The organism is Streptococcus oralis (assembly GCF_001579025.1).
In the GTDB taxonomy this organism is placed as follows: domain Bacteria; phylum Bacillota; class Bacilli; order Lactobacillales; family Streptococcaceae; genus Streptococcus; species Streptococcus oralis_X.
The window spans coordinates 1,199,581-1,222,528 of sequence record NZ_KQ970235.1; the positions used below are offsets into that span (position 1 = coordinate 1,199,581).

Sequence of the window (22,948 nt, forward strand, 5' to 3'; positions counted from 1 at the left end):
AGGATAATCTAACCACTAGGGATTGCAGGACTCTCACCATCTCCCGCTCGCTGAAAATATAGTTGGTTGGATCTTGTTCTCACATTTTTTTATAGGATAAGAACAGATTCTTTGTTTGCATCGTCCTCAGTTGTTGCAGTAGCTTCTACTTCAACTGACTCTTCATGCTGGTCACTTTCTTCTGTCTGTTGATTTTGTTGAGCTTCAAACTCAGCTAATTCTTTGTTGCCAGCCTCGATACGAGCTTGTAATTCAGCAACCTCTTCTGGTGTGAATTGACGAGTCATATCAATAGGTTCTTCCTCTGGTTGTAAAGATACAGTTTCACCAAGAACTTCACCCACCACTTCTTTAAAGGCTTCATCACTTGTCTGAAGGTAAGTAGCTGTTGGGCGAAGAATATCTTCCCAATCAGATGACTCAACAATTGCTAACTGACTTTCAATCGTAGACTTGAGGCGTTGATGGAATACACGGCTCTTGTTCTTCAACTCTTCTGTCTCAACAGCCACTCTCTTCGCATTATCTGTAGCCTGACGGAGAATTTCATTTGCCTTGTATTTCGCTTCTTCAAGCAAACGCTGAGCTTCTTGTTCAGCTTGTTGAATAATATTGTTTGAACGTTCTTGAGCAGCTTGTTTAACACGCTCTGCAGTATCTTGAGCAATCAAAACTGACTGACTCAAGGAATCCTTCATCTCATCAAAGTAAGACAAACGTTCTTCCAAACTCTTGATGTGTGTCTCTTTATCGTGATTGCTACGAACCAAGTCTTCGTAGTCACGAACAACGATATCCAGAAATTCATCTACTTCTTCTGGATCAAAACCTCTAAATCTTGTACCAAAGGTTTTATCTTTAATTTCTAACGATGTAATTGGCATACTTTTCCTCACTTACTTAATAAAAAATAGAATCATTAATTGCTTCTGGTTCTTGCTCGCTTGTTACTGTTCTCTTAGGAATATCATTCGTATAATAGGAAAGACGTTCTTCTAGTTTTTTGATATAGAGTTCAGTTTCATCTTTGTATCGAATCATCTCCTCTAATTCAAAGTAAATCTTATCTAGAAAGAGGTCAACTTCTTCCTGATTGTAGCCTCTGAATGTTCTTGAGAAAGCTTTATCACTTATTTCTTGTGGTGTAATTGACATATTTTTTCTCACTTGCTTAAAAGTAGCCGGACTGTTAGTTTTTTCTTATCCTTTTTGGTCTGTCCATTGTCTTTGACAATTTTTAGACGACCAAACTTTCTCACACTGATCAAATCTCCAACTGCAACCTGGTAATCACTTTTTTCAACCAGATGATAGTTCACCTGGACAGATTTTTTCTCTATCAGTTGACTAGCTTGGTTTCTAGATAATTTCAAGGCACTTGATAAGAGGGCATCCAATCGAAAACTCGAAACTAAAATTTCTCGTTCTCTATAATCAATTTTAGACAAAATCCTATCGGTAAAAGGACGTTCCTCCAGCGATACAGGAAGTCTGCCAATCTTTCTTATTCCATCCTGAAAAAGAGGAATGAAATCACGATTGACAAAAATCTGTGCTCTCTTTTCATCTACCAAGATATCACCAAATAATTTACGGTCAATTCCTAGTTGGTTGATGATTGTTCCCAATATTTTTCCATGACTCAGTTGTTCAAACTTACTCGGATAGCAAATTTCCAACAAGGCCATTTCAAAGTCTGATATCTCCGGTTCAAAGTAATCTGGATAGAGAAGAACTCGAACCGACTCTGTCGGAAGAACATCACCACTACTTTGGCAACCCAGTCCATATGTCCCAGCTAGCACCCTTAAGATCTGTTCCTGATGGGGATTGATAAAAGGAGTAAGTACCGGTGCATATGTATCTTCTACCCGCTTGATCCACTCTAATCCCTTATCAATAAAGGGAATATCATCTTGGGAAAAATGCTGATAAATGGCTCGATTTACTGTCATAGTAATAGGACTAGTCGTGTTAAGAGATTTCCAACAAACTGAATCAAAATCAGCGCTGCCCAAACCGTAAAATCAAGACCAGCAAATTGTAGATTGAGCTTACGAAGTGGCTCAATAACTGGGCGAGCAAGTCTGATGACTAAGCGTCCTAGTTGGCTTTCATAGGCATTGGGAAACCATGAAAGCAGAGCAAATGCAACGAGAATGATGGAATAAATGCTAACCGCATTTTGGATTAAACGGATTAAGAAAATCATTATCTTGCTCTATTTCGTTTAATATCAAAACCAAACTCAGCGCTTTGTGATTCATCTGGAAGCTTGATATCTTCAATATTCACGATAACGTTGACAGGAGTCAATAGATACATCGTGCTCGCAACTTTTTTCATATTTCCAGCCAAGACATGACGGGCTCCGTCCAAGTAATCAAGGCAACGACGGGCTTGTACCTCTGTCATGTATTGGAAGTCAATCAAAATACTTTCATTGCCAGCCAACAAATCAACAATTTCCGTTGCATCTTCATATTTTCTTGGATAGCGAACGTCAATTGTCACTTTCTCATCTGAACGATGGCTTTGCATTGCCAATTCTTGCTGTCGCGCATGTAGACGAGTAATATTTGCATCTTTTGCTGATCCTGACTGAGCAGGTGCTGGTAATTCTTTAGAAGATGAGATGGCTGGGCTAACTGTTTCCTCTTGTCGAGTCTGGTAGTTAGTCGTTTCTTCTCCGTCTTCTGTAAAATAATCTATAAATTTATCGAATCTATCTTTTAAAGACATAGCTCTCTCCTATTTAAAAAATGCTGTACCGATTCGAACAAAGGTTGAGCCGAACTGAATCGCTTCTTTAAAATCACGACTCATTCCCATGCTTAGCTCTGTCATCGGCATATTAGGGATTTGTTTTTCTCTAATTTCTGCTTGCAGAGCCTGCGTATCCTTGAAAATTTCTTTCAATTCATCACTGTCTGCCTCAAAAGGAGCCATGGTCATTAAACCAACATACTCAATCTGATCTAACTTAGCCAATTCTGGCAAAAGTTCTAGCAATTCTTCTTTTGAAAACCCATGCTTGCTTTCTTCCCCAGAAATATTGACCTGCAAGAAACACTTGATAACATGATCTGTTCTCTTTTGAATTTCCTGGGCTAACTTCAGGGAGTCTAAAGCATGAAAGTAATCCACATATGGGATTACTTCTTTCACTTTCCGTCTTTGTAGCGTTCCTATTAAATGCCAAGTGACTGGGTAATCTTTCAAGGCCTGATATTTTTCTAAAAATTTATCAACTCGATTTTCACCTATATGACGGACACCAAGCGGAAGCAAGGCTTCCGCTGTTTGTACATCTACATACTTTGTCACTGCGATTACTGAAACAGCATCTAGAGCACGGTTGGCTTCTTGACTAGCATCAGCTATTTGCTGAAATACTAATTCAGTATTTTTTTTCAAATTCATTGATTAACGATTTTTGAAGAATGGAGGTGTATCCAATTCATCTTCATCTTGTGAAACTGGTGTTTCGAAGCGTTCTACTGGTGAAACAACTGGATCTGTTTGGCGAACAATAGACTCACGACGCAAGTCCCAGTCTCCAAAAGCAGAGGCTTGGTTAGTTTCAAAGCGACGAGGACTTGATTTAGGCAATTCTGCTGTCTCTTCCAAGTCGAATTGACGGTCAAATGTGTGTGCTTGTGGCGCTTTAGTTGATGGACGTCCAACTGGTTGGTTGTTACGAGCTCCAACTACTTTTTCCACGCGCTCTTGACGAACACCTGTGGCTACAACGGTTACACGGATTTCATCCTTCATGCTTTCGTCAATTGATGTTCCAAGCCAGATGTTTACACCTTGGCCAGCTGCTTGGTTGACAATTTCTGAAGCTTCTTCTGCTTCAATCAAGGTCAAGTCAAGACCACCAGTAACGTTGACGATGACATCCTCTGCACCATCGATTGTTGTTTCAAGAAGTGGAGAGTAAATTGCTTTACGAGCTGCTTCAACAACACGTTCTTCACCACTACCGATACCGATACCCATAAGGGCATTCCCTTTGTTTGCCATTACAGTTTTCACGTCAGCAAAGTCAAGGTTAATCAATCCTGGGTTCGTGATCAAGTCAGTGATCCCTTGAACACCTTGGCGAAGAACGTTATCTGCTTCGCTAAGAGCTTCAAGAAGTGGCGTTTTCTTATCAACGATTTCAAGCAAGTTGTTGTTAGAGATAATCAACAAAGTATCAACATGCTCGCGAAGTTCGTTGATTCCTTCTACAGCGTACTGGCCACGTTTGCTTCCTTCAAATCCGAAAGGACGTGTCACAACACCAACTGTAAGAGCACCAAGATCTTTAGCGATACGTGCAATAACAGGGGCTGCACCTGTACCAGATCCACCACCCATACCTGCAGTGATAAAGACCATGTCTGCTCCAGTGATAGCTTCTGTCAAAGCTTCTTCACTTTCTTCTGCAGCTTTACGTCCAACTTCTGGACGACCTCCAGCACCCAAACCACGAGTCAATTTAGGACCAAGTTGGATAACTGTTTCTGCTTTCGTACTGCTAAGGGCTTGTACATCAGTGTTGGCTGCGATAAATTCTACACCAGCAACACCTTCGTCAACCATGCGGTTGATGGCGTTACCACCACCACCACCGACACCAATTACCTTAATAACTGCGCCTTGAGCTGCTGCTGTATCAAATGAAAATGTCATAATTTCTTATCCTCTTTTATTCATCAAACATGCTTCCGATCAAACCACGGAAACGTTCTGTTAGCTTCGGTTTACTTTGAGAACTTGCTTGGAATTCTTCCTTGGGAGCAACCGGAGCGTCCTGCACAGTTTCAGCTGGAGCTGCTTGTGCTGGACTTGGTTGCGCTACTGGATTCAAACGTTGATTTGGAATGCCAAAGTTGATTGGTTTTTGACGAAGGAATTCATCTCCTTTAACTGCTTTTTGAGCAAGAAGATTGACTTCAGTCAATTTACCAGCAAACTCAGACAAGCTAATCACGTGCGCAAATGCAGGGTTGCGAATTCCAACTTGATTTGGTACATAGAGTTTTACGCGAACACCAAATACTTCTTGGGCTAATTCAACAATTCCTGGCAAAATTGCATTTCCACCGATAAGGACGATACCTCCAGGTAAATCTAACAAGTGTCTTCTTTCCAACTCTTGTTTGATTTTGTCAAAGATATGTTTGATGCGTGCTGAGATAATTTCTGCCAAATAGCTTTCTGTCACTTCAACAGGTTCAACTTCACCAATTACTTCAACTTGGAAAGTTTCGTTACTTGCTAGTGGAACGTAAGCTTCACCATAGTTCAATTTCAAACTTTCTGCAATTTTTTGAGATGTTTTCAAGACTTTAGAAATGTCTTTAGTAACGTAATCTCCACCTTCTTGGTAGATGTTAGTGAACTGCAATTCTTGGTTACGGATAGTCGCTACAGTAGTCTGACCTCCACCCATGTCAATGACAGTCGCACCAAATTCACGTTCGCCTTCATTGAGAACGGAGTTCACAATTGCCAAAGGTGAAATAATCACATTATCAACATGAATACCTACACGCTCAACTGTCTTGCGAAGATTGTGTAGAATTGTACGAGGACCTGTGTAAAGCAGACCACGCATTTCCAAACGAACACCCATCATACCACGAGGGTCACGAATTCCTTGGAAACCATCCACGATGAATTCTTCTGGAATAAAGGTAATCACTTCACGGTCAGGAGTCATGCTCTTTGTCAAAGCTGATTTGACAACATTTTCAACATCTTGATCTGTGATTTCTTTGGTGTCTGAAGTTACAGGAATCATTCCTTGTGTTGGTTCAACCTGCAAGAGGTTTGCTGGAAGGCCAACGTTGACAGATTTAATAGAAATACCCGCTTTCTCTTCTGCCTGTGTGATTGCAGATTTGATTGCTGAAGCAGCTGCTTCAATATCAACAATAATTCCGTCTTTTACACCTTTACTTTTGGCATTACTAACACCAATTACATTTACTTCGCCATCTCTATGCTCAGCTACTAGCACTTTAATTGAGCTAGTTCCGATATCTAAGCCTGTAAAAAAACCATCTCTAGTCATTACATCGCATCCTCTCTGTCTTCCAAGTTTCTCACTTCTATTTAATAACTATGTTTGGGCATAGCTATTCAAAGAATATTATAACACAAAAAATCTTATTGTGCTTAGTTTTTGATAAAATTCCTAGTCATTTTTCACTTTTTATTTCTATTTTTTTATCTTAACAGTCTTACTTTAAAAAAGTATCGTTATTTACAAAAAAAGAAAGCTTATACCTAAGCTTTCTTCACAAGTATTTTTTCTGCTTTCTGCTCTAAAAAAACTTCTAATACTTTCTTGGTCAAACTAATAGCTGTAGCTAATACCAGCGACACAATCAGATAATTAGCAACTAAGCCATGATCACCTACCAATGGTGGCTTTGTCAAGAACCCATAATCTCCTCCAGTTACTAAATTAACCACAAAAATTAGAGCATTAAGTGAAAAAGTTAATAAAACAATCCGCTTAACATCCAATAATCTAGAGTCATACTGTCTAAATAAGTAAACCAAAGAATTTCCTAGAAGAGCTAGGTGACCAAAAATGAAAGACAGGATGGCTATGTGGGGAAAAGGATAGGCATCTGGTACTGGATAAACAAAAGCTGCCAGCGTTCCAAAAATTCCAAGTAGAGAAAAATATTGCTTGTATTTTGACTTACCAGGAAGTAATAGCACTACAAACATCGCCATACGACAATGATAAAATGGTAAACTTTCTGACAGCGGCATGTGATTTCCCCAGTACCAACTATAGAGAAGAATCAACTGGACAGCTTGTAAAATTTGGAAAAAACGTTGATAGACTTTTTTATCGTAATAGCGATAAGAAGCATAGAAGGTCAAAGCTAATAAAGTAAATAAACTTACATACCAGACAAGATCAAATTGGGGTGGTTCTGTGGCTTTCGTCGTAAAGAAAATATCCCATAAATTCATTTAATATTCCTCATTATTTCAAAATCTTCTCACATATTATACCATGCCAATAGAAAAAAATGAATTCAGAAATACGATAATAATCTTCTCAGTCAAGATATTGGTCTCTTTGTCCTTTATAAACCTGCCAAAGAATCTCCATTTGCTCCTTGGTGATACGTTTTTCAGATAAGACTGGCAATTGGTCAATGGCAAAAAATTGAAGCTCAGCAATTTCTTGATTCTCTTGAAATTGTCCATCAAGAAGTTGGCATTCAAAGACAAACTTTGCATATTGTTTGCTCTGTAGCTGGAAACGATTGGTGTCAAAAACTGCAAGTAACCTTTCAGCTTTTGCTTTAAAACCAGTTTCTTCTTCAATTTCTTTAAGAATATTTTCGGTTGGAGAATATCCGACTTCACCAAAACCACCTGGCAAAGCCCAACTATCCTCCCCTTTTCCTCTAACTAAACAGACTTTTTCATCCTCAACAATCCAAGCACGGACGTCCATCAGAGGAGTTGCATAAGCGGACGTTGGTTTCAAGACTTCTGCCACTTCTTCTGCATCGAGGTCTGATACCTGATTCAACATTTCAGATAACAGGATTCGCAAGTCCTCGTAGCGCTCACGGTCGAAAGGATCTTTTGTAAAGGTTAATCCAGTATCCGTAATGGCTAGCATTCTTTGCAGATACTTGGTAAAATCACTTGCATTCATTTTCTAAACTTTCTACCAGCTTGGCTAGATTCATGGAGTTCGAGCCTTTGAGCAAAATTTGGTCATTGGCACCGAGTCTTTCCTTAACCTGCTTGACTAGGTCTTCAAATTGGTCCTCGTCGGCTGTTTTCTTAAAGTAGAAAACGTGACCGATTGGGAACATTTGACTGGCAAGTTGAGCCAATTCTGCAATATCTTCTCCATAGAAAATCACGGTATCCAGCACATCTGGCGATAGGCTCAAAATCATCTGGTTATGGAGTTGGACAGACTGGTCTCCGAGTTCCTTCATGTCTGCCAAGACAGCGATTTTCTTGCCTCCTTCGTTGGCTGGAATAGCCAAAAAAGTCTCCAAAATCAACTTCATAGCAGTTGGATTGGCATTGTATACGTCAGACAGAATATCTGCTCCATTGGCTGCTTTCTTCCACTCAGTACGGTTACGCGTCAATTCCAGATTTTGGAAGGCCTGATGAATTTGCTCCTCTGACACTCCTTCTTGAAGAGCCACATAAGCAGCAATCATAGCATTGGTGGCATTGTACTTACCTGTCACTGGCAAATCGAGGGCTTGTTCCAAAAAATTAGCCTTAAAGGTCAGACTATCCTTGCGCTCAATCAAGTCTGTGACTTCTAACTCAGCTCCTTGCCCAAAACGGATTACTTTTTTATCTGTAGGCAAGTAGTCCTCTACAATCGGGTCAGCTGGTGCCAAAATCAAAGAACCTGGTGCCATACCGTCTGCAATTTGCATTTTCCCTTTAGCAATCTCCGAACGGTCTTTGAAAAAGGCCAAATGAGCCTCTCCGACCAAGGTCACAATGGCTGTCTTGGGGTGAGCCAATTTAGACAAGAGATGGATATCTCCCAAGTGATCCTGCCCCATCTCCAAGACCAACTTTTCTGTTCCTTCAGGCATGTGGAGAACTGTGTAAGGAAGGCCAATCTCGTTATTGTAGTTTCCTTGTGTTTTGTAGGTTTTGTAGGTTGTTGAAAGCAAGTGCGCCAACATATCCTTAGTGGTTGTCTTGCCATTTGAACCCGTAACTGCAAAGACATCAACAGCCGTTTTTTCAAGATAGTAGGCTGCGAGGGTTTGAAAGGCAGACAACACGTCGTCTACTAGAATGTAGGGATGATTTGCAACCTCTTTCTCAGACAAGGTTACTACTGCACCATTTTCAAAAGCTGTTTCGATAAAGTCATGACCGTCACGCGCACCTTTAAGGGGCACAAACAAATCACCTGTCCTAATCAAACGACTGTCAAACTCAGCCTTTTCTAACTGAACGTCCGCAAAAAGACTAACATCATTTTTAGCTCCAACAGCTTGGGCAACTTCATGGATTGTTAATTTCATTTCTACTCCTTTAAAAAGGGTCGAAGTCCGAGAACTCTAATCACCTGGCAGTGACGGTTCTGGCTTCTACCCTCTCTTTCATTTTTATAGCAAATGCGCTTCGCGCTTGTCAAAACTTTCCTTGGCAAGGTCAACCAAATGCTCGATTAGGTCTGGGTAGCTGATTCCCATATTGTCCCAAAGCAGTGGATACATTGACCACTGGGTGAAACCTGGCATGGTATTAAGCTCGTTTAGGAAAATTTCGCCCTTGTCTGTATAGAAGAAATCGCAACGAGAGAGACCGAGGCCACCAATTGCACGGAAGGCTGTTTCAGCATTTCGACGCATGACAGCTACTACATCATCACTGATTTTAGCCGGGATATCCATAGTAATCTTGTTATCGATATATTTGGCATCATAGTCATAAAAGGCAACATCCTTGACCACTTCACCTGGCAAAGTGCTCTTCACATCGTAGTTGCCCAAGAGACCAACCTCGATTTCACGCGCATTTACCCCTTGCTCTACCAAGACACGGCTGTCATATTGGAAGGCGAGTTCCAAGGCTTGACGGAGTTCTTCTTGGTTTTCAGACTTAGAAATACCGACACTTGAACCCATATTGGACGGCTTCGTGAAGACTGGATAAGTCAATTTTTTTTCAACTTCAGCGATTTTAGCAGTCACATCATCGCCTTCAACGATGGCCACATAAGGTACTTGGGCAATCCCTGCAGATTCTAAAACACGCTTGGTCGTGATTTTATCCATGGCAAGGCTAGATGACAAGATGTTACAACCAACGTAAGGTATTTTCAAAACTTCTAAGAATCCTTGAACTGAACCATCTTCTCCCATCGGACCATGAAGAACCGGAAAGACCACTGCACCTTCTTCGTAGATGGCACTTGGCGCTATTTTCTTGTCCCAGTCAATAGTCGCATTGGTCATGAGACGGTCTTCTTGACCTGGAGTCTGGCTAAATTCCTGCGTTTTGATAAAGTCACCTGACTGGCTGATGAAGAATGTCTTGACTGTGAAACGGTCGTAGTTGACCGCACGCATAACACTTTCAGCTGAAAGGACAGAGACTTCACGCTCTGCACTCCGCCCACCATATAAAAGAATAATCGTTTGTTTCATATTGCTTGTCCTAATTCTAATAGAATACTCGTTCTTTAGTATATCATATTTGCTTCTTTTTTGAAACTTGAACATGGTACTAGAATTTAAGAAACATAAAAGAGACCTATAACATCAAAGACGGTCTCCTTAATTTTCTTATGAATAAATTTAGTTCGTAAATTGTCTACTCCTACAACTCTGTCCGATTTTCAATGGCTCGTAAGAGTGTGACTTCGTCCGCATACTCGATATCTGCTCCCACGGCTAGTCCTCGTGCTAGGCGAGTGACCTTGATACCAGCTGGCTTGAGGAGACGAGAAAGGTACATAGATGTCGCTTCTCCATCCGCTGTCGCATTGGTTGCCACAATCACCTCTGAAACCTCACTATCCATGAGACGGGTCATGAGACTCTTGAGGTTGATATCGTCTGGGCTGATGCCATTCATCGGAGAAATGAGGCCATGCAAGACATGATAGAGGCCGTGGTATTCTTGGATGTTTTCCATAGCAGCCACATCGCGACTATCCTCTAGCACCAAGATGGTTGTCTGGTCTCGAGTCGGATCCGTACAGATTGAGCAAGGGTCATCATCCGTCAGGCGACCACAGATGGAACAATAGGTCAATTCCCGTTTAGCAGACAGGAGGTTTTTGGCAAATTCATTGACATCGTCATCAGACATTCCAATGGTATAGAAGGCGAGGCGGGTAGCCGTTTTAATCCCGATACCTGGTAACTTTGAATAGCTATCAATCAGCTTGGCAATAGGTGTTGGATACAGCATAAGTTCCTTTCTAATTCATTGGATGGTGTTGGTTATATAAATTGATAATGTCGCGAGCAATTGCTGGCCCAACATTTTTGGTTAAATTGGTATTATGAGGAAAGACTACTGCAACTGCAATTTGAGGATTTTCTGTTGGAGCATAGGCCACGGCATTGGTATTATTAGCTTCTTGACCACCAGCTACATAGCTTTCACCTGTACCGGTCTTACCACTGATAGAAACAGTGGCGCCATCTGAAAACGCCCGTCCTGTCGTAAGGGGACTAGTTCCATGCGATACTTGGTAAAATCCTTGGTGCAAGATTGCCATATCTGATTCAGAAATATTGACCTTGTTGATTTCCTTGGTATCTATTGCTTGGATTAATTCCCCAAGGCCACCCTTATCATTATTTCCATAAATCCCCTCGACAATGTGAGGTGCAATCCGAACACCGTTGTTGGCAATAGTTCCAACGTACTGGGCCAATTGCATTGGGGTGTAGTTATCAAACTGACCAAATGCATTGGTAATGTAATTAGCGAAATTATACTCTTTTGGTATAAAACCAGTTGACTCATTTGGAAGGTCAATGCCTGTTGAGGCTCCAAGACCATATTCAGCAAATGTCGAACGAAGTTTTCCCATAGCTGTTTCCAAATTGCTGGTTCCAACAAACATATTTGGTTGATAGGTCTGGCCCATGATTCCAAGAGCGGTTTGAACCACGTAAGCATTAGATGAATACTCCAAGGCTTCCACAGCTGTAATAGGAAAAGATCCATATGCCAATTTATACCAAGAATAAATTGGAGCTGAACCTTGGAAAACAATAGGCTGATCTGTTAAGGTTTGGTTTCCTGATAAAACACCATTTTCCCAACCTGAGCTGATGGTAGCGGCCTTAACAACCGAACCGGGTACAAAGACATTGGTCACAGTTCCCAAGGAATCCTGTGTTAACTCTCCCGTGTTCAGGTCATGTTTGATCCCTGACATGGATAACACAGCACCTGTTTTTGGATTTAGAGCAACTGCATACACACCCTCAGAATACTTGGCTCCACCATTTCCTAGCTCGGAATTGAAATAACTTTTCAGCAAAGCATCCACACTATCTTGGAAGGCCAAATCAATGGTCAGCTTGATATTGTTTCCCTTACTACCTTCCTCAATTGTATCCACGCTTTCCATATTGCCATATTTATCCAGATGGATTTCTTTTACCGAGCGTTTACCTTGCAAGGTTTCCTCGTATTGCTTTTCCAAATAGGAGGTTCCAACCCGATCATTTAGAGAATAGCCTTTTTTAAGATAGGCTTCTGCTTCTTCCGCTGGGAGACCAGCTTTTTCACTGGATACACTCCCTACTATAGAAGAAAGGGAAGTTTCCAAAATCTTTCGATCCCAAGAAGTAGAAATACTAATGCCAGGCATCTCCTTTGAAATAGAGGCAATAACAGCCACCTGAGAATCATTTAGAGGATCTGTCGCAATGGTTCCTGTCGCAAAGTTTCCAACAGCATTTAACTGACTAAAAAGATAGATTTCCTTTTTCTGGTCATCTGTATAATTAAGTTGACTCACGTCAATACTTTCAACCGCATTATTGTAAAGTGTCGCTTCCGATAAGCGGTTCCCATCTGAATCCAGGCGTTTGTCGCTTGGCAAGGATTCAACTGTTTTTTTGTAAATATCCTGGTCCGCCAAGTAGTAGTCTGCAATCTGTCGATCTGTCAGATCTGGGGAAGTTACATTTACATATGTGAGGAGTTTCTTGGCTGTCTCCTTCAATTCAGCTGCTGTCATTTTATTGTTTCGTGTGAAAGAAACAACCTGCTTGACAGTATTTTCTACCAAGGGTTTCCCTGCCGCATCATAGATCTGTCCACGAGCTGAACTGGTTGTTACCCTTGTTTGGCTGGCTGAGGCCAATTTTGTTTCATAGAAATCTTTATTGAGCACCTGCATGTATAACAAACGACCAATAATGGCCATAAAGAGCAGGATGACAATCGCAAATAGTAAATTAAGCCGAATCGGAATCGAATGGCTGTTAAATTTTCTCATACAAATCAGTCTCATTTCTAACTTAAAATCTTACTCTTAATTGTACCACAATTTGAGTAGAAAATTATGGAAAAGTAAGAAGCTTTTTTTCGTTTTTACAGTAAGATACGTTTTTATTTATCCATCCCTATATTATATGTTATAATGAATGTAAAAGTTCAATAATCTAGTCTTTTTCCAACACGACTCATTTAAAGGAGCCTTCCCTATGGACAAACCAGATATCGCAACTGTCATTGATTCACATTTTGAAGAAATGACAGACCTAGAGCAAGAAATCGCTCGCTATTTTTTGCAAGCTGAAACGATTACAGATGATTTATCTTCTCAACAAGTCACCCAAAAATTACATATTTCTCAAGCTGCTCTGACCCGCTTTGCTAAAAAGTGTGGCTTTACTGGCTACCGAGAATTTATTTTCCAATACCAACATCAGGCAGAAAATCAAGCCAACCAAGTCTCCAAGCACAGTCCACTGACCAAACGAGTCCTCAGAAGTTATAGCAACATGAGGGAACAAACACAAGACTTGATTGACGAAATCCAACTAGAACGAATTGCCCAGCTAATCGAAGATGCTGAGCGTGTCTACTTCTTCGGAACAGGGAGTTCTGGCCTCGTAGCTCGTGAAATGAAATTGCGCTTCATGCGTCTGGGTGTGGTCTGCGAGGCTTTGACCGATCAAGACGGCTTTGCTTGGACAACCAGCATTATGGACGAAAATTGTCTCGTACTTGGTTTCTCACTTTCTGGCACAACTCCCTCTATTTTAGACAGTTTATTAGATGCTAAGGAGATGGGGGCAAAGACGGTACTCTTTTCAAGTGTTCCCAATAAAGATAGTCAGGTCTACACAGAGACTGTTCTTGTAGCCACCCACAGCCAGCCTTCCTATATCCAACGAATATCCGCTCAACTTCCTATGCTCTTCTTTATCGATTTGATTTATGCCTACTTTTTGGAAATCAATCGCGAAAGCAAGGAAAAAATCTTTAATAGCTACTGGGAAAATAAGAAACTCAACGGCTATCGTAGACAAAAACGCGTTAGAAAATCCTAGTTTGGTTGAACCAAACTAGGATTGTTTTGTTTTGAAATGATAGTAGGCTCCCAACATCCCTGCTGTATTTTGGTGATGGGCAAATTCTAATCGTAAAATAAAACGAGCTATTCTTCAGAAGTACCTTCTATAATATCATAGTTTCATGCAGAGTGTCGCGATATAGTCATTTCCATAATGTGATAATCGATGTCTTTTATCACACGATTCATAAAAATCAATCATAGCGAGACCATTCTTCAGTTGTCCTCTAATCTGAGTTTCTAAGGTATGGCTAAATTCATATCCATATTCTGGATTTATCGTTATCTTGCCTTCCTCTTCAAGCTCTCTTGAATTAAAAGGGATTGAAAACTGTAACAGTAATTCCTCATCAGGTTTGTCCCATACAGTGTCAGCATCATACATGTAGATCCAAGGATTCATAAATCCGACCATTAAGAGTCCACCCTTTTTCAATACGCGAGCGGCTTCTTTATACATGTTTTCTAAATCTTCTATATAGACATTTGAAACGGGATTAAAAACAATATCAAACGTTTCATCTTCAAATGGGAATGGTTTTGTCATATCACCTTGAACGGTATTGATTTTTAAGCCTTCTCGTTTTGCAACCATTTCATCTCTTTCTAATTGTGATTTAGAAAAATCCATAATGGTGACATCATACCCTTTTAGAGCAAAAACGGGACCCTGCTGTCCACCACCACAAGCTAACCCTAATATCTTTTTTCCCTTGGCTTTTTCAAACCATTCTGTTGGAACTTTTTTCCCCACAGTTAAGGCGACAGAAATTGGATGCTTTCTAGCTTCTTCTAATTCTTCATGTGTCAATGGCTCAGTATAGGCATTTTTTACATTATTCCATCTATCTTCATTTACTTTTATATAATTGTTCATCTTACAATCTCCTCGCAATTTTATAGTATTTCGATTTAAATTGGATGTGTTGCCACACTTCTCTCACCTCTACAAATTCTAATTTGTCAATTTTTCGTCCATCTCATTATATCATTTTTCCATTTACTCAAGCTAAATATCAATTCAATGGATGATAGAATTGCTCTCTCCTTAACTTCTCATGCAAGTCGGTTATTTTCTCCTAGTTTCTCACGATTACATCCTTTGGCTCAAATTTTTCAATAAAAAAAGAATTAAGCAAAACATTTTGCACTCGAGTAGTGATTAAGTGTTCTGCTTAATTCTATAATTCCAAACTAAGATTGTTTTGTTTTGAAATGGTAATAAGCTCCCAACATACCTGCTGTATTTTGGTGATGGGCAAATTCTAATCGAGTTTTTTCAGCTAGACTTGGTACCAAGGCCGCCTTCAAGGCTGTGCGAATCTTTGGTTTGAGGATAGCCTCTTGCCCCATGATACCGCCACCGAGAATGACCACTTCTGGATTGGCAACGTAGCAAATATTTGCCAGACCCTTCCCAAGGTAATCTACCATGCGGTCAATGCCAGCCATACAGATCTTGTTTCCTTCGGTAGCTTCCTTGAAAATGCGTCGCCCATTCCACTGGTCAACTGGATCTCCATGAGCTGAAGCTACATACTCTACCAAGGCTGTCGTAGAAGCCAAATCTTGGAAAGCTCCATCCTGCATATGCATATAACCGACTTCACAGGCTGAATTGCTAAATCCATGGAAGACTTTCCCATCCATAATCAAGCAACCACCGATACCTGTTCCAATAGTCAAGCAAAGGGTAACACTCGCTCCCTTGCCTGACCCAGATACTGCCTCAGCAAGACCTGCACAGTTGACATCATTTTCAATTTCACAAGGAATCGAAAAGCTCGTCTCGATTTCCTTTTTGAACTGGGTTCCTGCGTAGTTAGGAATTTGAGGCCCAGCATAGAAAATCTCACCCTTGTCAGGATCCACCATCCCCGCAGAAGAAATGGCAACACCTGCTACTGGGCCCTTTTCTAAATAGCTGGCTACGATATCTTTTGTCTTTTGTAAGATATGAGGTCCACCCTTTTGCGCCTCAGTTGGCATTTCATGCGATTCAACAAGTTGGCCTTCTTGGTCAATCAAACCATATTTGATGTTGGTTCCACCGATATCAATTGCAACGTAGTGTGTCATAAATACCTCCTTATGGATTAGAGGAAGCGCTCCTTGGTTTCACGAATCAAGGCTGCAGCTGCTTCTACAACTGGTCGATCTTCTTCAGTTACTGGTGTCAATGGTGAACGAACTGAACCAATGTTAAGCCCTTCATTGATCTTCAAAACTTCTTTGATGACACCGTACATATTTCCATGTGCAGAAGTGAGTTTGCCAATGATTGCGTTGATAGCGTACTGCAATTCACGCGCTGTTTCCAAGTCTTTCTCAGCAATCAACTGATTGAGTTTCAAGAAGAGTTCTGGCATCGCACCATAAGTACCACCGATACCAGCTTTGGCACCCATGAGGCGACCACCTAGGAACTGTTCATCTGGACCATTGAATACGATGTGGTCTTCTCCACCAAGGCTGACAAAGGTTTGGATATCTTGAACTGGCATAGAAGAGTTCTTAACACCGATAACACGAGGATTCTTCAACATTTCAGTATAAAGGCTTGGAGTCAAAGCAACACCTGCTAACTGAGGAATGTTGTAAATCACATAGTCTGTGTTTGGAGCTGCAGCACTGATATCGTTCCAGTATTTGGCAACTGAGTATTCTGGCAAACGGAAGTAAATCGGTGGAATCGTTGCAATGGCATCTACACCCAAACTTTCCGCATGGCGAGCAAGTTCCATACTATCCTTTGTGTTGTTGCAAGCTACGTGAGCGATGATGGTCAATTTGCCCTTAGCAACTGCCATGACTTCTTCCAAAATCAACTTGCGGTCCTCTACGCTTTGGTAGATACATTCACCAGAAGAACCGTTGACATAGAGACCTTGAACTCCCTTATCAATGAAGTATTGAACCAAGGCACGCGTACGCTCTGGACTGACTTCTCCTTGATCATCATAACATGCGTAGAAGGCCGGAATGACACCTTCGTATTTTTTCAAATCTGACATAGATTTTCTCCTAAGATTTCTTTTTTCTGCTGAGAGCAGTTCTATTCTTTACAAGTTTAGTATACACCTTGTGAAAATCGCTTTCAATATCTTGTATACACTTAGATTTTAGTTTCTACTTGTATTTTAGAAACTATAACGATTGAAAGTAGTTTCAGAAAGATCTCATCCTACTGGTATTTTGCGAAAATTTTCTCCATCAATCCTGCTTGGAGAAAGACCATCAAACCAAAACCAAAGAGGATAAAAGCTGACCCACCCAAAAGGAGAGTGAAGGCGGATAGATAAAGAACCATCACTATGAGAAAGAGAATGGCTAACATGAGGAAGAACCATGGAAAGTTAAAACTTGCCAAGATAAGCCCTTTTTGCAGCACTTCTTTCCATGACAAATCATAGCGCGCAGCGATGGGATAACTAGCCAACATCACCAGAGTGAGGAAGATGAGAATCCCCAAACAAATTGCTTTCACAATCTGGAAAGGCAAAGCTGTCTGGCCCCAGAAGAGATAGAGATCTAAAAGGCTTAATGACACAATACCCAACTCTAGCAAACCTAACTGGAAACCCAGTTTCAGATTTTGCTTGAAGGCTCTTAGAAAAGTTTGAAAGACTGGTACCCGTCTGCTTCTCTTAATCTCAAACATGGTTTCATAGAGGCTGATTTTCGCCACTCCAATCGTCACGATGGGCAAACAAGAGACGACAAAAAGAAGATTGACTGTGACGATATCCAAAACCTTTTCACTAAAACGCATGAGAAAGTTGTCTGTATCAAATGCTGCCTTGATAAGGCTTACTCCTTTTTGTGCCATGTTTGCTCCTCCTGATTCTTTTAATCAATCAAAATTTTAAAGAGATATTTGCGAACCTTCTCTTCCATACCTGCATAGCCATTTGGCTGGTGTGGTTCTCCTGGGAAGAAAATCGCAAAATTGTGATAACCCAACAAGAGTGGGTATTTTTCATGACAATGGACAAAGCCAATGTCGCTCGCTTCGTCGAATACTACCGCTTCGTCTTTGATACGTGAACCGTAGCTCGAATATTCATGTCCTTCTACCAGCAAATGCAAGTCTGCATAGTTCTTATGATGCTCAAATTGATCATTTTCAGCTTGATTGAGGACATTTTCCTGAACAACTAGAAAGACCTTGTCCCCGTCAATCTCATACTTACCGAGTTCGAAAGAATCCTTACGGTGCTGATAGAGATAGTCGATAGCCTTGTCTAGATTTGGATGGATTCCCTTGTAAAAGGCGATGTTTTTCAAATCGTCAAAAATCATACTGTTTCCTTCGTTTCTGATAGTTACTATTTTTCAGTTTCGAATTATCTTTTCTCTATTTCCCTGTAATAGTGCGGACGGAAGCAAATTCCTTCGGAATTTCATTCCTAATTTTTGAGCCTTTCACTCCTTCATCGTCAGTCTCAAAAATTCCGTCTAAGATAAGCGTAAGATGCTTATCTTAGATACCACTAAAGCGGGAAATAGTTACCCTAAAACGAACCTACTCTAACTAGTATCATGAAAAGAGTTCATTCTTAAGTTTATAAGTGTCTGACAAAACTTCACGAAGTAACTGCATACTCTCCATTTTGTAGACACTTATAACTCTGTATTCTCTTATACTCAATGAAAATCGAAGAACAAACTAGAAAGCTAACCGCAGGCAATACTTAAGTATGGCAAGGTGATGCTGGTGTAGTTTAAACTCGATTTTCGCAAGGTCTTATCCTTTAACAGCTCCCATAGTAATCCCTTGAGTGAAGGATTTTTGGAAGACAAGGAAGACGGTTACGATTGGCACGGCTGCAAGAGCTGCACCCGCCATGATCAAACCATAGTTGGTTGCCATTTCGGCCTGCATGGTCGCAACCCCGAGTGAGATAGTCAAGTTTTGACGTGAAGTCAACATAACCAACTGCATAAAGTAGTCGTTCCAAGTATTGATGAAGGTAAAGATTGCAAGGGCTGCAAATCCTGGTTTCACAATAGGGAAGGCTACGCTCCAGAAGGTACGAATCTCACCACAACCGTCGATTTTAGCTGATTCAAGCAATTCTGTAGGGATGTTTTCGCTGAACTGTTTCATGAGGAAGACCCCAAATGGCCATCCAATCAAAGGCAAGATAACTGCCCAAAGAGTATCGTGAATTCCCATGAAGTTAACGATACGTACTAGTGGTACAAGGACAACTTGTTTTGGAAGAGCCATGGCAGCGATAAAGACTGCAAAGAGGATGCGTTGACCATAGAAACGTTTCTTAGCCAAGACATAACCTGCTAGAGAAGAGGTTACACAGACTAGGAACATAGTTACTAGTGAGATAAATACAGAGTTCCACATCCACTGCATAGCAGGGTTTTGCACCATGAGTTGTTGGAAGTTCTCCATGGTTGGCATTTTAGGGAACCACTGTGGCGGAATCATAATGGTATCAGGCTGTGATTTGAAGGCCCCTGTCAAGATCCAGTAGAATGGAAAGATGAACAGTACGGTCAACAAGAGCAAGATAATCGTTGAAATAACAGTGAAAGCTGTTAAAGGTTTCTTTTGTGTAGGTTGCATAACTGTCTCCTTTCTTTAGTATTCTACGTCGTTTCCGAGGATCTTGAATTGAGCAAAGCTGACAATGGCAATCATCACGGCCAAGAAGACACCGATGGTATTGGCATAGCCGTACTCTGTCAATTGGAAGGCTTTTTCGTAAAGATAGTACATGAGTGTACTTGTTGAATAGTTTGGACCACCAGAAGTCAACAACTGAATCAAGGCGAAACATTGGAATGAGTTGATGGTTGTGATGATTGCGATGTAAAGAGTTGTTGGAAGAAGGCTAGGCCATTTGATCTTCCAGAAGACTTGGAATTCAGTCGCACCGTCTACACGCGCTGCTTCAACAAGTGAGTTGTCAATATTCCCCATTGCAGCGATATAAAGGATAATCGGTTGACCAACAGATGTTGTCAAAAGGATGATCATAATCGCTAGCAAAGCCCAGTTTTTGTCACCCAGCCAAGAAATATTTTGGCTGATGATATGGCTTGACTTAAGAACAAAGTTTAGAATCCCTGATAGTGGGTCATAGATCCATTTCCATACAACCGTTACGGCAACACTACCTGTAACTACAGGAAGGAAGAAGACGAAACGATAGAAAGAACGGGCAATGGCATTTTGATGATAGGTTTGAGATGCTACAAAGAGCGAGAAGAGAACCACAATCGGAACAGATCCAATAACCAGGATAACGGTATTGATCAAAGACTTCACAAAGACAGGGTCTTTAAACATGCGAATGTAGTTGTCCAAGCCCACAAACTCAAATTTAGTCATGGAGTAGTTAAAGAAACTTGTAATGAATCCCATAATCATAGGAGCCAAGACAAAGATGACAAAGAAGAATAACACTGGTGCTAGGAAAGCGTAGGAAATCACTGTTTCCCGCATACGAATTTTATTGACTTTCACAGTCGGCACCTCTCTTTCAAATAGAATAGTTTTTGATTTTCTTGAACTGTTTTAAAACCAAAATGAAATTTTTTAAGATTCGCTTATGTAAGAACTTCATTTTAATTTCGTGACAGTTCCTACCATTTCAAACAAAAGTCCCCCTTTTCTTACACCATAGTGCACAGGGAAAAGGGGGGAATCAATCTGACTTAGTGCTTATTGTTTTGTAGCTTTTTTGATTGTTTCGTTAGCTTTTTCAGTGAAGGCTTTCAAAGCATCCGCTGGTTTTTCGTCACCATTTGATACAGATTGCAACATTGGGAACCAAAGTGTTCTCATTTCAGCAAATCCATCGATAGTATTGTAGTATGGTGAATAGTATTTAGTCCAGCCACTGATTGTTTCCATACGTTTGTCTTCATAAAGTTTGCCAAATGAAGTACGAACTGGGAAGGCACCTGTACGAACTACGTCTTTAGGACCCCATTCTTTGTCATCTGCGATGAATTGAACGAATTTCTTAGCAGCTGCGACTTTCTTATCGTCTTTGTTGTTAAACACTGCAAATCCGTTTACAAGGTATTCAAGAGATGGTTTACCAGAGTCTGATGGGAATGGTACTTCTACCACATCTACCTTACTTGCTTCCAAGAGCTTCGCTTGGATACCGTTTTGAGCTGGTGCCCAAAGGATTGTGTATGAAGTTTGACCGTTCGCAAAGTTTTGGATGTCTGCTCCACCGTCAAATTGTGAACCGTTGTTCAACAAACCGTCTTTAATCCAGCTAGCAGCTTTTTCAAGACCTTTGACAAATTTAGGATCGTCTGTTGTATATTTGGTTACGTCTTTGTCTGTTACAGAACCGCCATAAAGGTTTGCAACGAAGGCACGTGTTCCTTGGTCTCCCCCTTGACCAGAACTGAACAATGAACCTGGTGTATAGCCTTTATCTTTAAGCGCTTTCAAAACTTTTTCAAAGTCATCAGTTGTCCAACCTTCTTTTACAAGGTTTGCAACTCCAGCATCTTCCAACATTTTCTTGTTCATAGCCATGTAGAATGGAGCTGAACTGATCGGATACATGTAAGCTTTGTCTCCAGCCTTACTTGCTTGTACGATATTTTCGTTGTTGACATCTTTGACAAATTCGTCTGTGAAGAGGTCGTTCAACTCAGCCAATTTACCATTTTTACCGTATTGGATGATACGTCCTGGTGCGTCAAAGAGTACGTCTGGCGCTGTTCCTGCTTCGATGGCTGTTGTGATCTTTTCAGGACCTGACTTGAAGTCGATGGTTTCCAATTTCACTTTTACATCTGGATTTGCTTTTTCAAAAGCTTCGATGATTGATTTTTCATAAGTTCCAACACCGTCACCAGTTTTTTCTTGTGTGAAGACTGGGAATGCCCACCAAGTGATTTCTGTTTTTCCGCTATCGCTACCAGAATTTGCAGCATCTTTGCTTCCACCAGAGTTACCACAAGCAGCAAGGCCAAGAATCGCAGCACCCGCAAGTACTGTACAAGCTAGTTTTCTAAATTTCATCTGTATTCTCCTAATTGATAAGCGTATCCATATTGGATAATGAGTTCTTTATATTTGTATACGTTTTCATTTTCTCCGACGCATCGACCACTCTCCTCTTTTTTGAGATTGTGTTATTTAAGACCGGCAACAAAGCGTTCCGTAATCTCTTTTGGTCTAGTGATAGCTCCACCAACAACGATACCTCGCACCCCATATTCAAGGATTTGCTTAGCTTGTTCTGGTGTATGAATCTTCCCTTCAGCTATGACATCCACACCTGCTTCACACAGTTTTTTGATCAGTTCAAAGTCTGGACCATCCACTTTCGGACTATAAGAGGTGTAACCTGATAGGGTTGTTCCAACAAAATCAATTCCTGCTTCAACTGCTGCTATACCCTCTTCAAACGTGCTAGTATCAGCCATTAAGAGTTGATGCGGATACTTTTCTTTAACTTGTCGGATAAAGTCCTGAATTTCCAAACCATCGTAACGTTCACGTTTGGTACAATCCAGAGCAATGACCTCGATGTCTAGTTCAGCCAGTTCATCCACTTCTTTCATCGTAGCTGTAATGAAAGGCTCCTGTGGCGGATAGTCACGTTTGATAATCCCGATAATCGGGAGTTTCGTAACCTCCTTAATCTCCTTGATATCGCGAACACTATTTGCTCGGATACCGACTGCTCCACCTTGCTCAGCCGCTTTGACTAGCAAGGGAATGACTCCTCCCGCTTCTGTATAAAGCGGTTCGTGAGGAAGTGCCTGGCAAGAGACAATGATTCCATCTTTGATTTGTTCAATCAAGGCTTCTTTGCTGATCTGTGGCATCCTCTTTCCTCCCTTTCTTGTTCTTATGGGCTTATT

Annotated in this window: 24 protein-coding genes; 1 reads left to right on the forward strand and 23 read right to left on the reverse strand. The window is 40.9% G+C overall.

Going from position 1 to position 22,948, the window contains the following annotated elements; translation table 11 throughout:
• Positions 1-89: 89 nt before the first annotated feature.
• The 14 genes from SORDD27_RS05690 to pbp2b all read right to left on the reverse strand — a co-directional run bounded on the left by SORDD27_RS05690 (position 90) and on the right by pbp2b (position 13,015).
• Positions 90-884 (reverse strand): DivIVA domain-containing protein, encoded by a 795-nt coding sequence (locus SORDD27_RS05690; protein ID WP_061427858.1) that lies wholly within the window; start codon positions 882-884, stop codon positions 90-92.
• Between the two features lie 16 nt (positions 885-900).
• Entirely contained in the window at positions 901-1,155 is a 255-nt protein-coding gene (locus tag SORDD27_RS05695) for a DivIVA domain-containing protein (protein WP_000028988.1), read from the reverse strand.
• Positions 1,156-1,163: 8 nt separating this feature from the next.
• The gene (locus SORDD27_RS05700; RefSeq protein WP_061427860.1) at positions 1,164-1,955 is read right to left on the reverse strand and encodes a YlmH family RNA-binding protein; all 792 of its coding nucleotides are present in this window, start codon (positions 1,953-1,955) and stop codon (positions 1,164-1,166) included.
• A complete protein-coding gene (locus SORDD27_RS05705; RefSeq protein ID WP_000576501.1) occupies positions 1,952-2,212 on the reverse strand; it encodes a YggT family protein in 261 nt (86 codons plus the stop codon). The genes SORDD27_RS05700 and SORDD27_RS05705 overlap by 4 nt, the downstream gene beginning before the upstream one ends.
• A complete protein-coding gene (locus SORDD27_RS05710; RefSeq protein WP_061427862.1) occupies positions 2,212-2,742 on the reverse strand; it encodes a cell division protein SepF in 531 nt (176 codons plus the stop codon). The genes SORDD27_RS05705 and SORDD27_RS05710 overlap by 1 nt, the downstream gene beginning before the upstream one ends.
• Before the next feature lie 9 nt (positions 2,743-2,751).
• Positions 2,752-3,423 carry a YggS family pyridoxal phosphate-dependent enzyme gene (locus SORDD27_RS05715; RefSeq protein WP_001049616.1) on the reverse strand — a complete coding sequence of 224 codons (672 nt, stop codon included), beginning with the start codon at positions 3,421-3,423 and terminating at the stop codon, positions 2,752-2,754.
• A gap of 3 nt (positions 3,424-3,426) precedes the next feature.
• On the reverse strand, positions 3,427-4,683 hold the full coding sequence (ftsZ, locus tag SORDD27_RS05720) for a cell division protein FtsZ (protein WP_000144261.1): 1,257 nt from the start codon (positions 4,681-4,683) through the stop codon (positions 3,427-3,429).
• 16 nt (positions 4,684-4,699) lie between these two features.
• Positions 4,700-6,070: a cell division protein FtsA gene (gene ftsA, locus SORDD27_RS05725; RefSeq protein WP_061427864.1), complete on the reverse strand. Its 1,371-nt coding sequence runs from the start codon at positions 6,068-6,070 to the stop codon at positions 4,700-4,702.
• A 215-nt stretch (positions 6,071-6,285) separates the two neighbouring features.
• Complete coding sequence (locus tag SORDD27_RS05730; protein ID WP_042768581.1) at positions 6,286-6,990, reverse strand: YwaF family protein; 705 nt, start codon at positions 6,988-6,990, stop codon at positions 6,286-6,288.
• Between the two features lie 88 nt (positions 6,991-7,078).
• A complete protein-coding gene (locus SORDD27_RS05735) occupies positions 7,079-7,690 on the reverse strand; it encodes an NUDIX hydrolase N-terminal domain-containing protein (RefSeq protein WP_061427866.1) in 612 nt (203 codons plus the stop codon).
• Positions 7,677-9,050: a UDP-N-acetylmuramoyl-tripeptide--D-alanyl-D-alanine ligase gene (locus SORDD27_RS05740; RefSeq protein WP_061427868.1), complete on the reverse strand. Its 1,374-nt coding sequence runs from the start codon at positions 9,048-9,050 to the stop codon at positions 7,677-7,679. Before SORDD27_RS05740 ends, SORDD27_RS05735 begins: the two co-directional genes overlap by 14 nt.
• Before the next feature lie 84 nt (positions 9,051-9,134).
• Positions 9,135-10,178, reverse strand: a complete 1,044-nt coding sequence (locus SORDD27_RS05745) for a D-alanine--D-alanine ligase (protein ID WP_061427871.1) — start codon at positions 10,176-10,178, stop codon at positions 9,135-9,137.
• A 172-nt stretch (positions 10,179-10,350) separates the two neighbouring features.
• Positions 10,351-10,947: a recombination mediator RecR gene (gene recR, locus SORDD27_RS05750; protein ID WP_000966754.1), complete on the reverse strand. Its 597-nt coding sequence runs from the start codon at positions 10,945-10,947 to the stop codon at positions 10,351-10,353.
• Positions 10,948-10,957: 10 nt separating this feature from the next.
• Entirely contained in the window at positions 10,958-13,015 is a 2,058-nt protein-coding gene (gene pbp2b, locus SORDD27_RS05755; protein ID WP_081103363.1) for a penicillin-binding protein PBP2B, read from the reverse strand.
• A 193-nt stretch (positions 13,016-13,208) separates the two neighbouring features.
• Here pbp2b and SORDD27_RS05760 point away from each other — a divergent pair, with 193 nt between their 5' ends.
• Positions 13,209-14,060, forward strand: coding sequence for a MurR/RpiR family transcriptional regulator (locus tag SORDD27_RS05760; protein WP_061427873.1), 852 nt, complete (start codon positions 13,209-13,211; stop codon positions 14,058-14,060).
• A gap of 135 nt (positions 14,061-14,195) precedes the next feature.
• On the opposite strand, the gene SORDD27_RS05765 is transcribed toward SORDD27_RS05760, so the two are convergent.
• From SORDD27_RS05765 to SORDD27_RS05805, 9 genes are all read right to left on the reverse strand, one after another.
• A complete protein-coding gene (locus SORDD27_RS05765) occupies positions 14,196-14,960 on the reverse strand; it encodes a class I SAM-dependent methyltransferase (RefSeq protein WP_061427874.1) in 765 nt (254 codons plus the stop codon).
• A 317-nt stretch (positions 14,961-15,277) separates the two neighbouring features.
• On the reverse strand, positions 15,278-16,162 hold the full coding sequence (locus tag SORDD27_RS05770; protein ID WP_000150266.1) for an ROK family protein: 885 nt from the start codon (positions 16,160-16,162) through the stop codon (positions 15,278-15,280).
• A gap of 17 nt (positions 16,163-16,179) precedes the next feature.
• Entirely contained in the window at positions 16,180-17,097 is a 918-nt protein-coding gene (locus tag SORDD27_RS05775; RefSeq protein WP_061427875.1) for a dihydrodipicolinate synthase family protein, read from the reverse strand.
• A gap of 170 nt (positions 17,098-17,267) precedes the next feature.
• Positions 17,268-17,912 carry a YesL family protein gene (locus SORDD27_RS05780; RefSeq protein ID WP_061427877.1) on the reverse strand — a complete coding sequence of 215 codons (645 nt, stop codon included), beginning with the start codon at positions 17,910-17,912 and terminating at the stop codon, positions 17,268-17,270.
• A gap of 20 nt (positions 17,913-17,932) precedes the next feature.
• On the reverse strand, positions 17,933-18,385 hold the full coding sequence (locus tag SORDD27_RS05785; RefSeq protein WP_061427879.1) for a NanQ anomerase/TabA/YiaL family protein: 453 nt from the start codon (positions 18,383-18,385) through the stop codon (positions 17,933-17,935).
• A gap of 445 nt (positions 18,386-18,830) precedes the next feature.
• Positions 18,831-19,670: a carbohydrate ABC transporter permease gene (locus SORDD27_RS05790; protein ID WP_061427881.1), complete on the reverse strand. Its 840-nt coding sequence runs from the start codon at positions 19,668-19,670 to the stop codon at positions 18,831-18,833.
• Positions 19,671-19,685: 15 nt separating this feature from the next.
• On the reverse strand, positions 19,686-20,552 hold the full coding sequence (locus SORDD27_RS05795; protein WP_161801140.1) for a carbohydrate ABC transporter permease: 867 nt from the start codon (positions 20,550-20,552) through the stop codon (positions 19,686-19,688).
• Between the two features lie 219 nt (positions 20,553-20,771).
• Entirely contained in the window at positions 20,772-22,100 is a 1,329-nt protein-coding gene (locus SORDD27_RS05800; protein ID WP_049520432.1) for an ABC transporter substrate-binding protein, read from the reverse strand.
• 113 nt (positions 22,101-22,213) lie between these two features.
• Entirely contained in the window at positions 22,214-22,912 is a 699-nt protein-coding gene (locus tag SORDD27_RS05805; protein ID WP_001135645.1) for an N-acetylmannosamine-6-phosphate 2-epimerase, read from the reverse strand.
• Between the last annotated feature and the right edge of the window lie 36 nt (positions 22,913-22,948).

What these genes read in the sequence shown, in the direction of transcription:
- SORDD27_RS05760 (WP_061427873.1), top strand. Translation starts at nt 13,209, where the DNA reads ATGGACAAACCAGATATCGCAACTGTCATTGATTCACATTTTGAAGAA.
- SORDD27_RS05705 (WP_000576501.1), bottom strand. Translation starts at nt 2,212, where the DNA reads ATGATTTTCTTAATCCGTTTAATCCAAAATGCGGTTAGCATTTATTCC.
- SORDD27_RS05745 (WP_061427871.1), bottom strand. Translation starts at nt 10,178, where the DNA reads ATGAAACAAACGATTATTCTTTTATATGGTGGGCGGAGTGCAGAGCGT.
- ftsZ (WP_000144261.1), bottom strand. Translation starts at nt 4,683, where the DNA reads ATGACATTTTCATTTGATACAGCAGCAGCTCAAGGCGCAGTTATTAAG.
- pbp2b (WP_081103363.1), bottom strand. Translation starts at nt 13,015, where the DNA reads ATGAGACTGATTTGTATGAGAAAATTTAACAGCCATTCGATTCCGATT.
- SORDD27_RS05805 (WP_001135645.1), bottom strand. Translation starts at nt 22,912, where the DNA reads ATGCCACAGATCAGCAAAGAAGCCTTGATTGAACAAATCAAAGATGGA.
- SORDD27_RS05700 (WP_061427860.1), bottom strand. Translation starts at nt 1,955, where the DNA reads ATGACAGTAAATCGAGCCATTTATCAGCATTTTTCCCAAGATGATATT.
- SORDD27_RS05795 (WP_161801140.1), bottom strand. Translation starts at nt 20,552, where the DNA reads ATGCGGGAAACAGTGATTTCCTACGCTTTCCTAGCACCAGTGTTATTC.
- SORDD27_RS05710 (WP_061427862.1), bottom strand. Translation starts at nt 2,742, where the DNA reads ATGTCTTTAAAAGATAGATTCGATAAATTTATAGATTATTTTACAGAA.
- SORDD27_RS05770 (WP_000150266.1), bottom strand. Translation starts at nt 16,162, where the DNA reads ATGACACACTACGTTGCAATTGATATCGGTGGAACCAACATCAAATAT.
- SORDD27_RS05785 (WP_061427879.1), bottom strand. Translation starts at nt 18,385, where the DNA reads ATGATTTTTGACGATTTGAAAAACATCGCCTTTTACAAGGGAATCCAT.
- SORDD27_RS05800 (WP_049520432.1), bottom strand. Translation starts at nt 22,100, where the DNA reads ATGAAATTTAGAAAACTAGCTTGTACAGTACTTGCGGGTGCTGCGATT.
- SORDD27_RS05790 (WP_061427881.1), bottom strand. Translation starts at nt 19,670, where the DNA reads ATGCAACCTACACAAAAGAAACCTTTAACAGCTTTCACTGTTATTTCA.
- ftsA (WP_061427864.1), bottom strand. Translation starts at nt 6,070, where the DNA reads ATGACTAGAGATGGTTTTTTTACAGGCTTAGATATCGGAACTAGCTCA.
- SORDD27_RS05690 (WP_061427858.1), bottom strand. Translation starts at nt 884, where the DNA reads ATGCCAATTACATCGTTAGAAATTAAAGATAAAACCTTTGGTACAAGA.
- SORDD27_RS05715 (WP_001049616.1), bottom strand. Translation starts at nt 3,423, where the DNA reads ATGAATTTGAAAAAAAATACTGAATTAGTATTTCAGCAAATAGCTGAT.
- SORDD27_RS05695 (WP_000028988.1), bottom strand. Translation starts at nt 1,155, where the DNA reads ATGTCAATTACACCACAAGAAATAAGTGATAAAGCTTTCTCAAGAACA.
- SORDD27_RS05765 (WP_061427874.1), bottom strand. Translation starts at nt 14,960, where the DNA reads ATGAACAATTATATAAAAGTAAATGAAGATAGATGGAATAATGTAAAA.
- recR (WP_000966754.1), bottom strand. Translation starts at nt 10,947, where the DNA reads ATGCTGTATCCAACACCTATTGCCAAGCTGATTGATAGCTATTCAAAG.
- SORDD27_RS05780 (WP_061427877.1), bottom strand. Translation starts at nt 17,912, where the DNA reads ATGGCACAAAAAGGAGTAAGCCTTATCAAGGCAGCATTTGATACAGAC.
- SORDD27_RS05740 (WP_061427868.1), bottom strand. Translation starts at nt 9,050, where the DNA reads ATGAAATTAACAATCCATGAAGTTGCCCAAGCTGTTGGAGCTAAAAAT.
- SORDD27_RS05775 (WP_061427875.1), bottom strand. Translation starts at nt 17,097, where the DNA reads ATGTCAGATTTGAAAAAATACGAAGGTGTCATTCCGGCCTTCTACGCA.
- SORDD27_RS05735 (WP_061427866.1), bottom strand. Translation starts at nt 7,690, where the DNA reads ATGAATGCAAGTGATTTTACCAAGTATCTGCAAAGAATGCTAGCCATT.
- SORDD27_RS05730 (WP_042768581.1), bottom strand. Translation starts at nt 6,990, where the DNA reads ATGAATTTATGGGATATTTTCTTTACGACGAAAGCCACAGAACCACCC.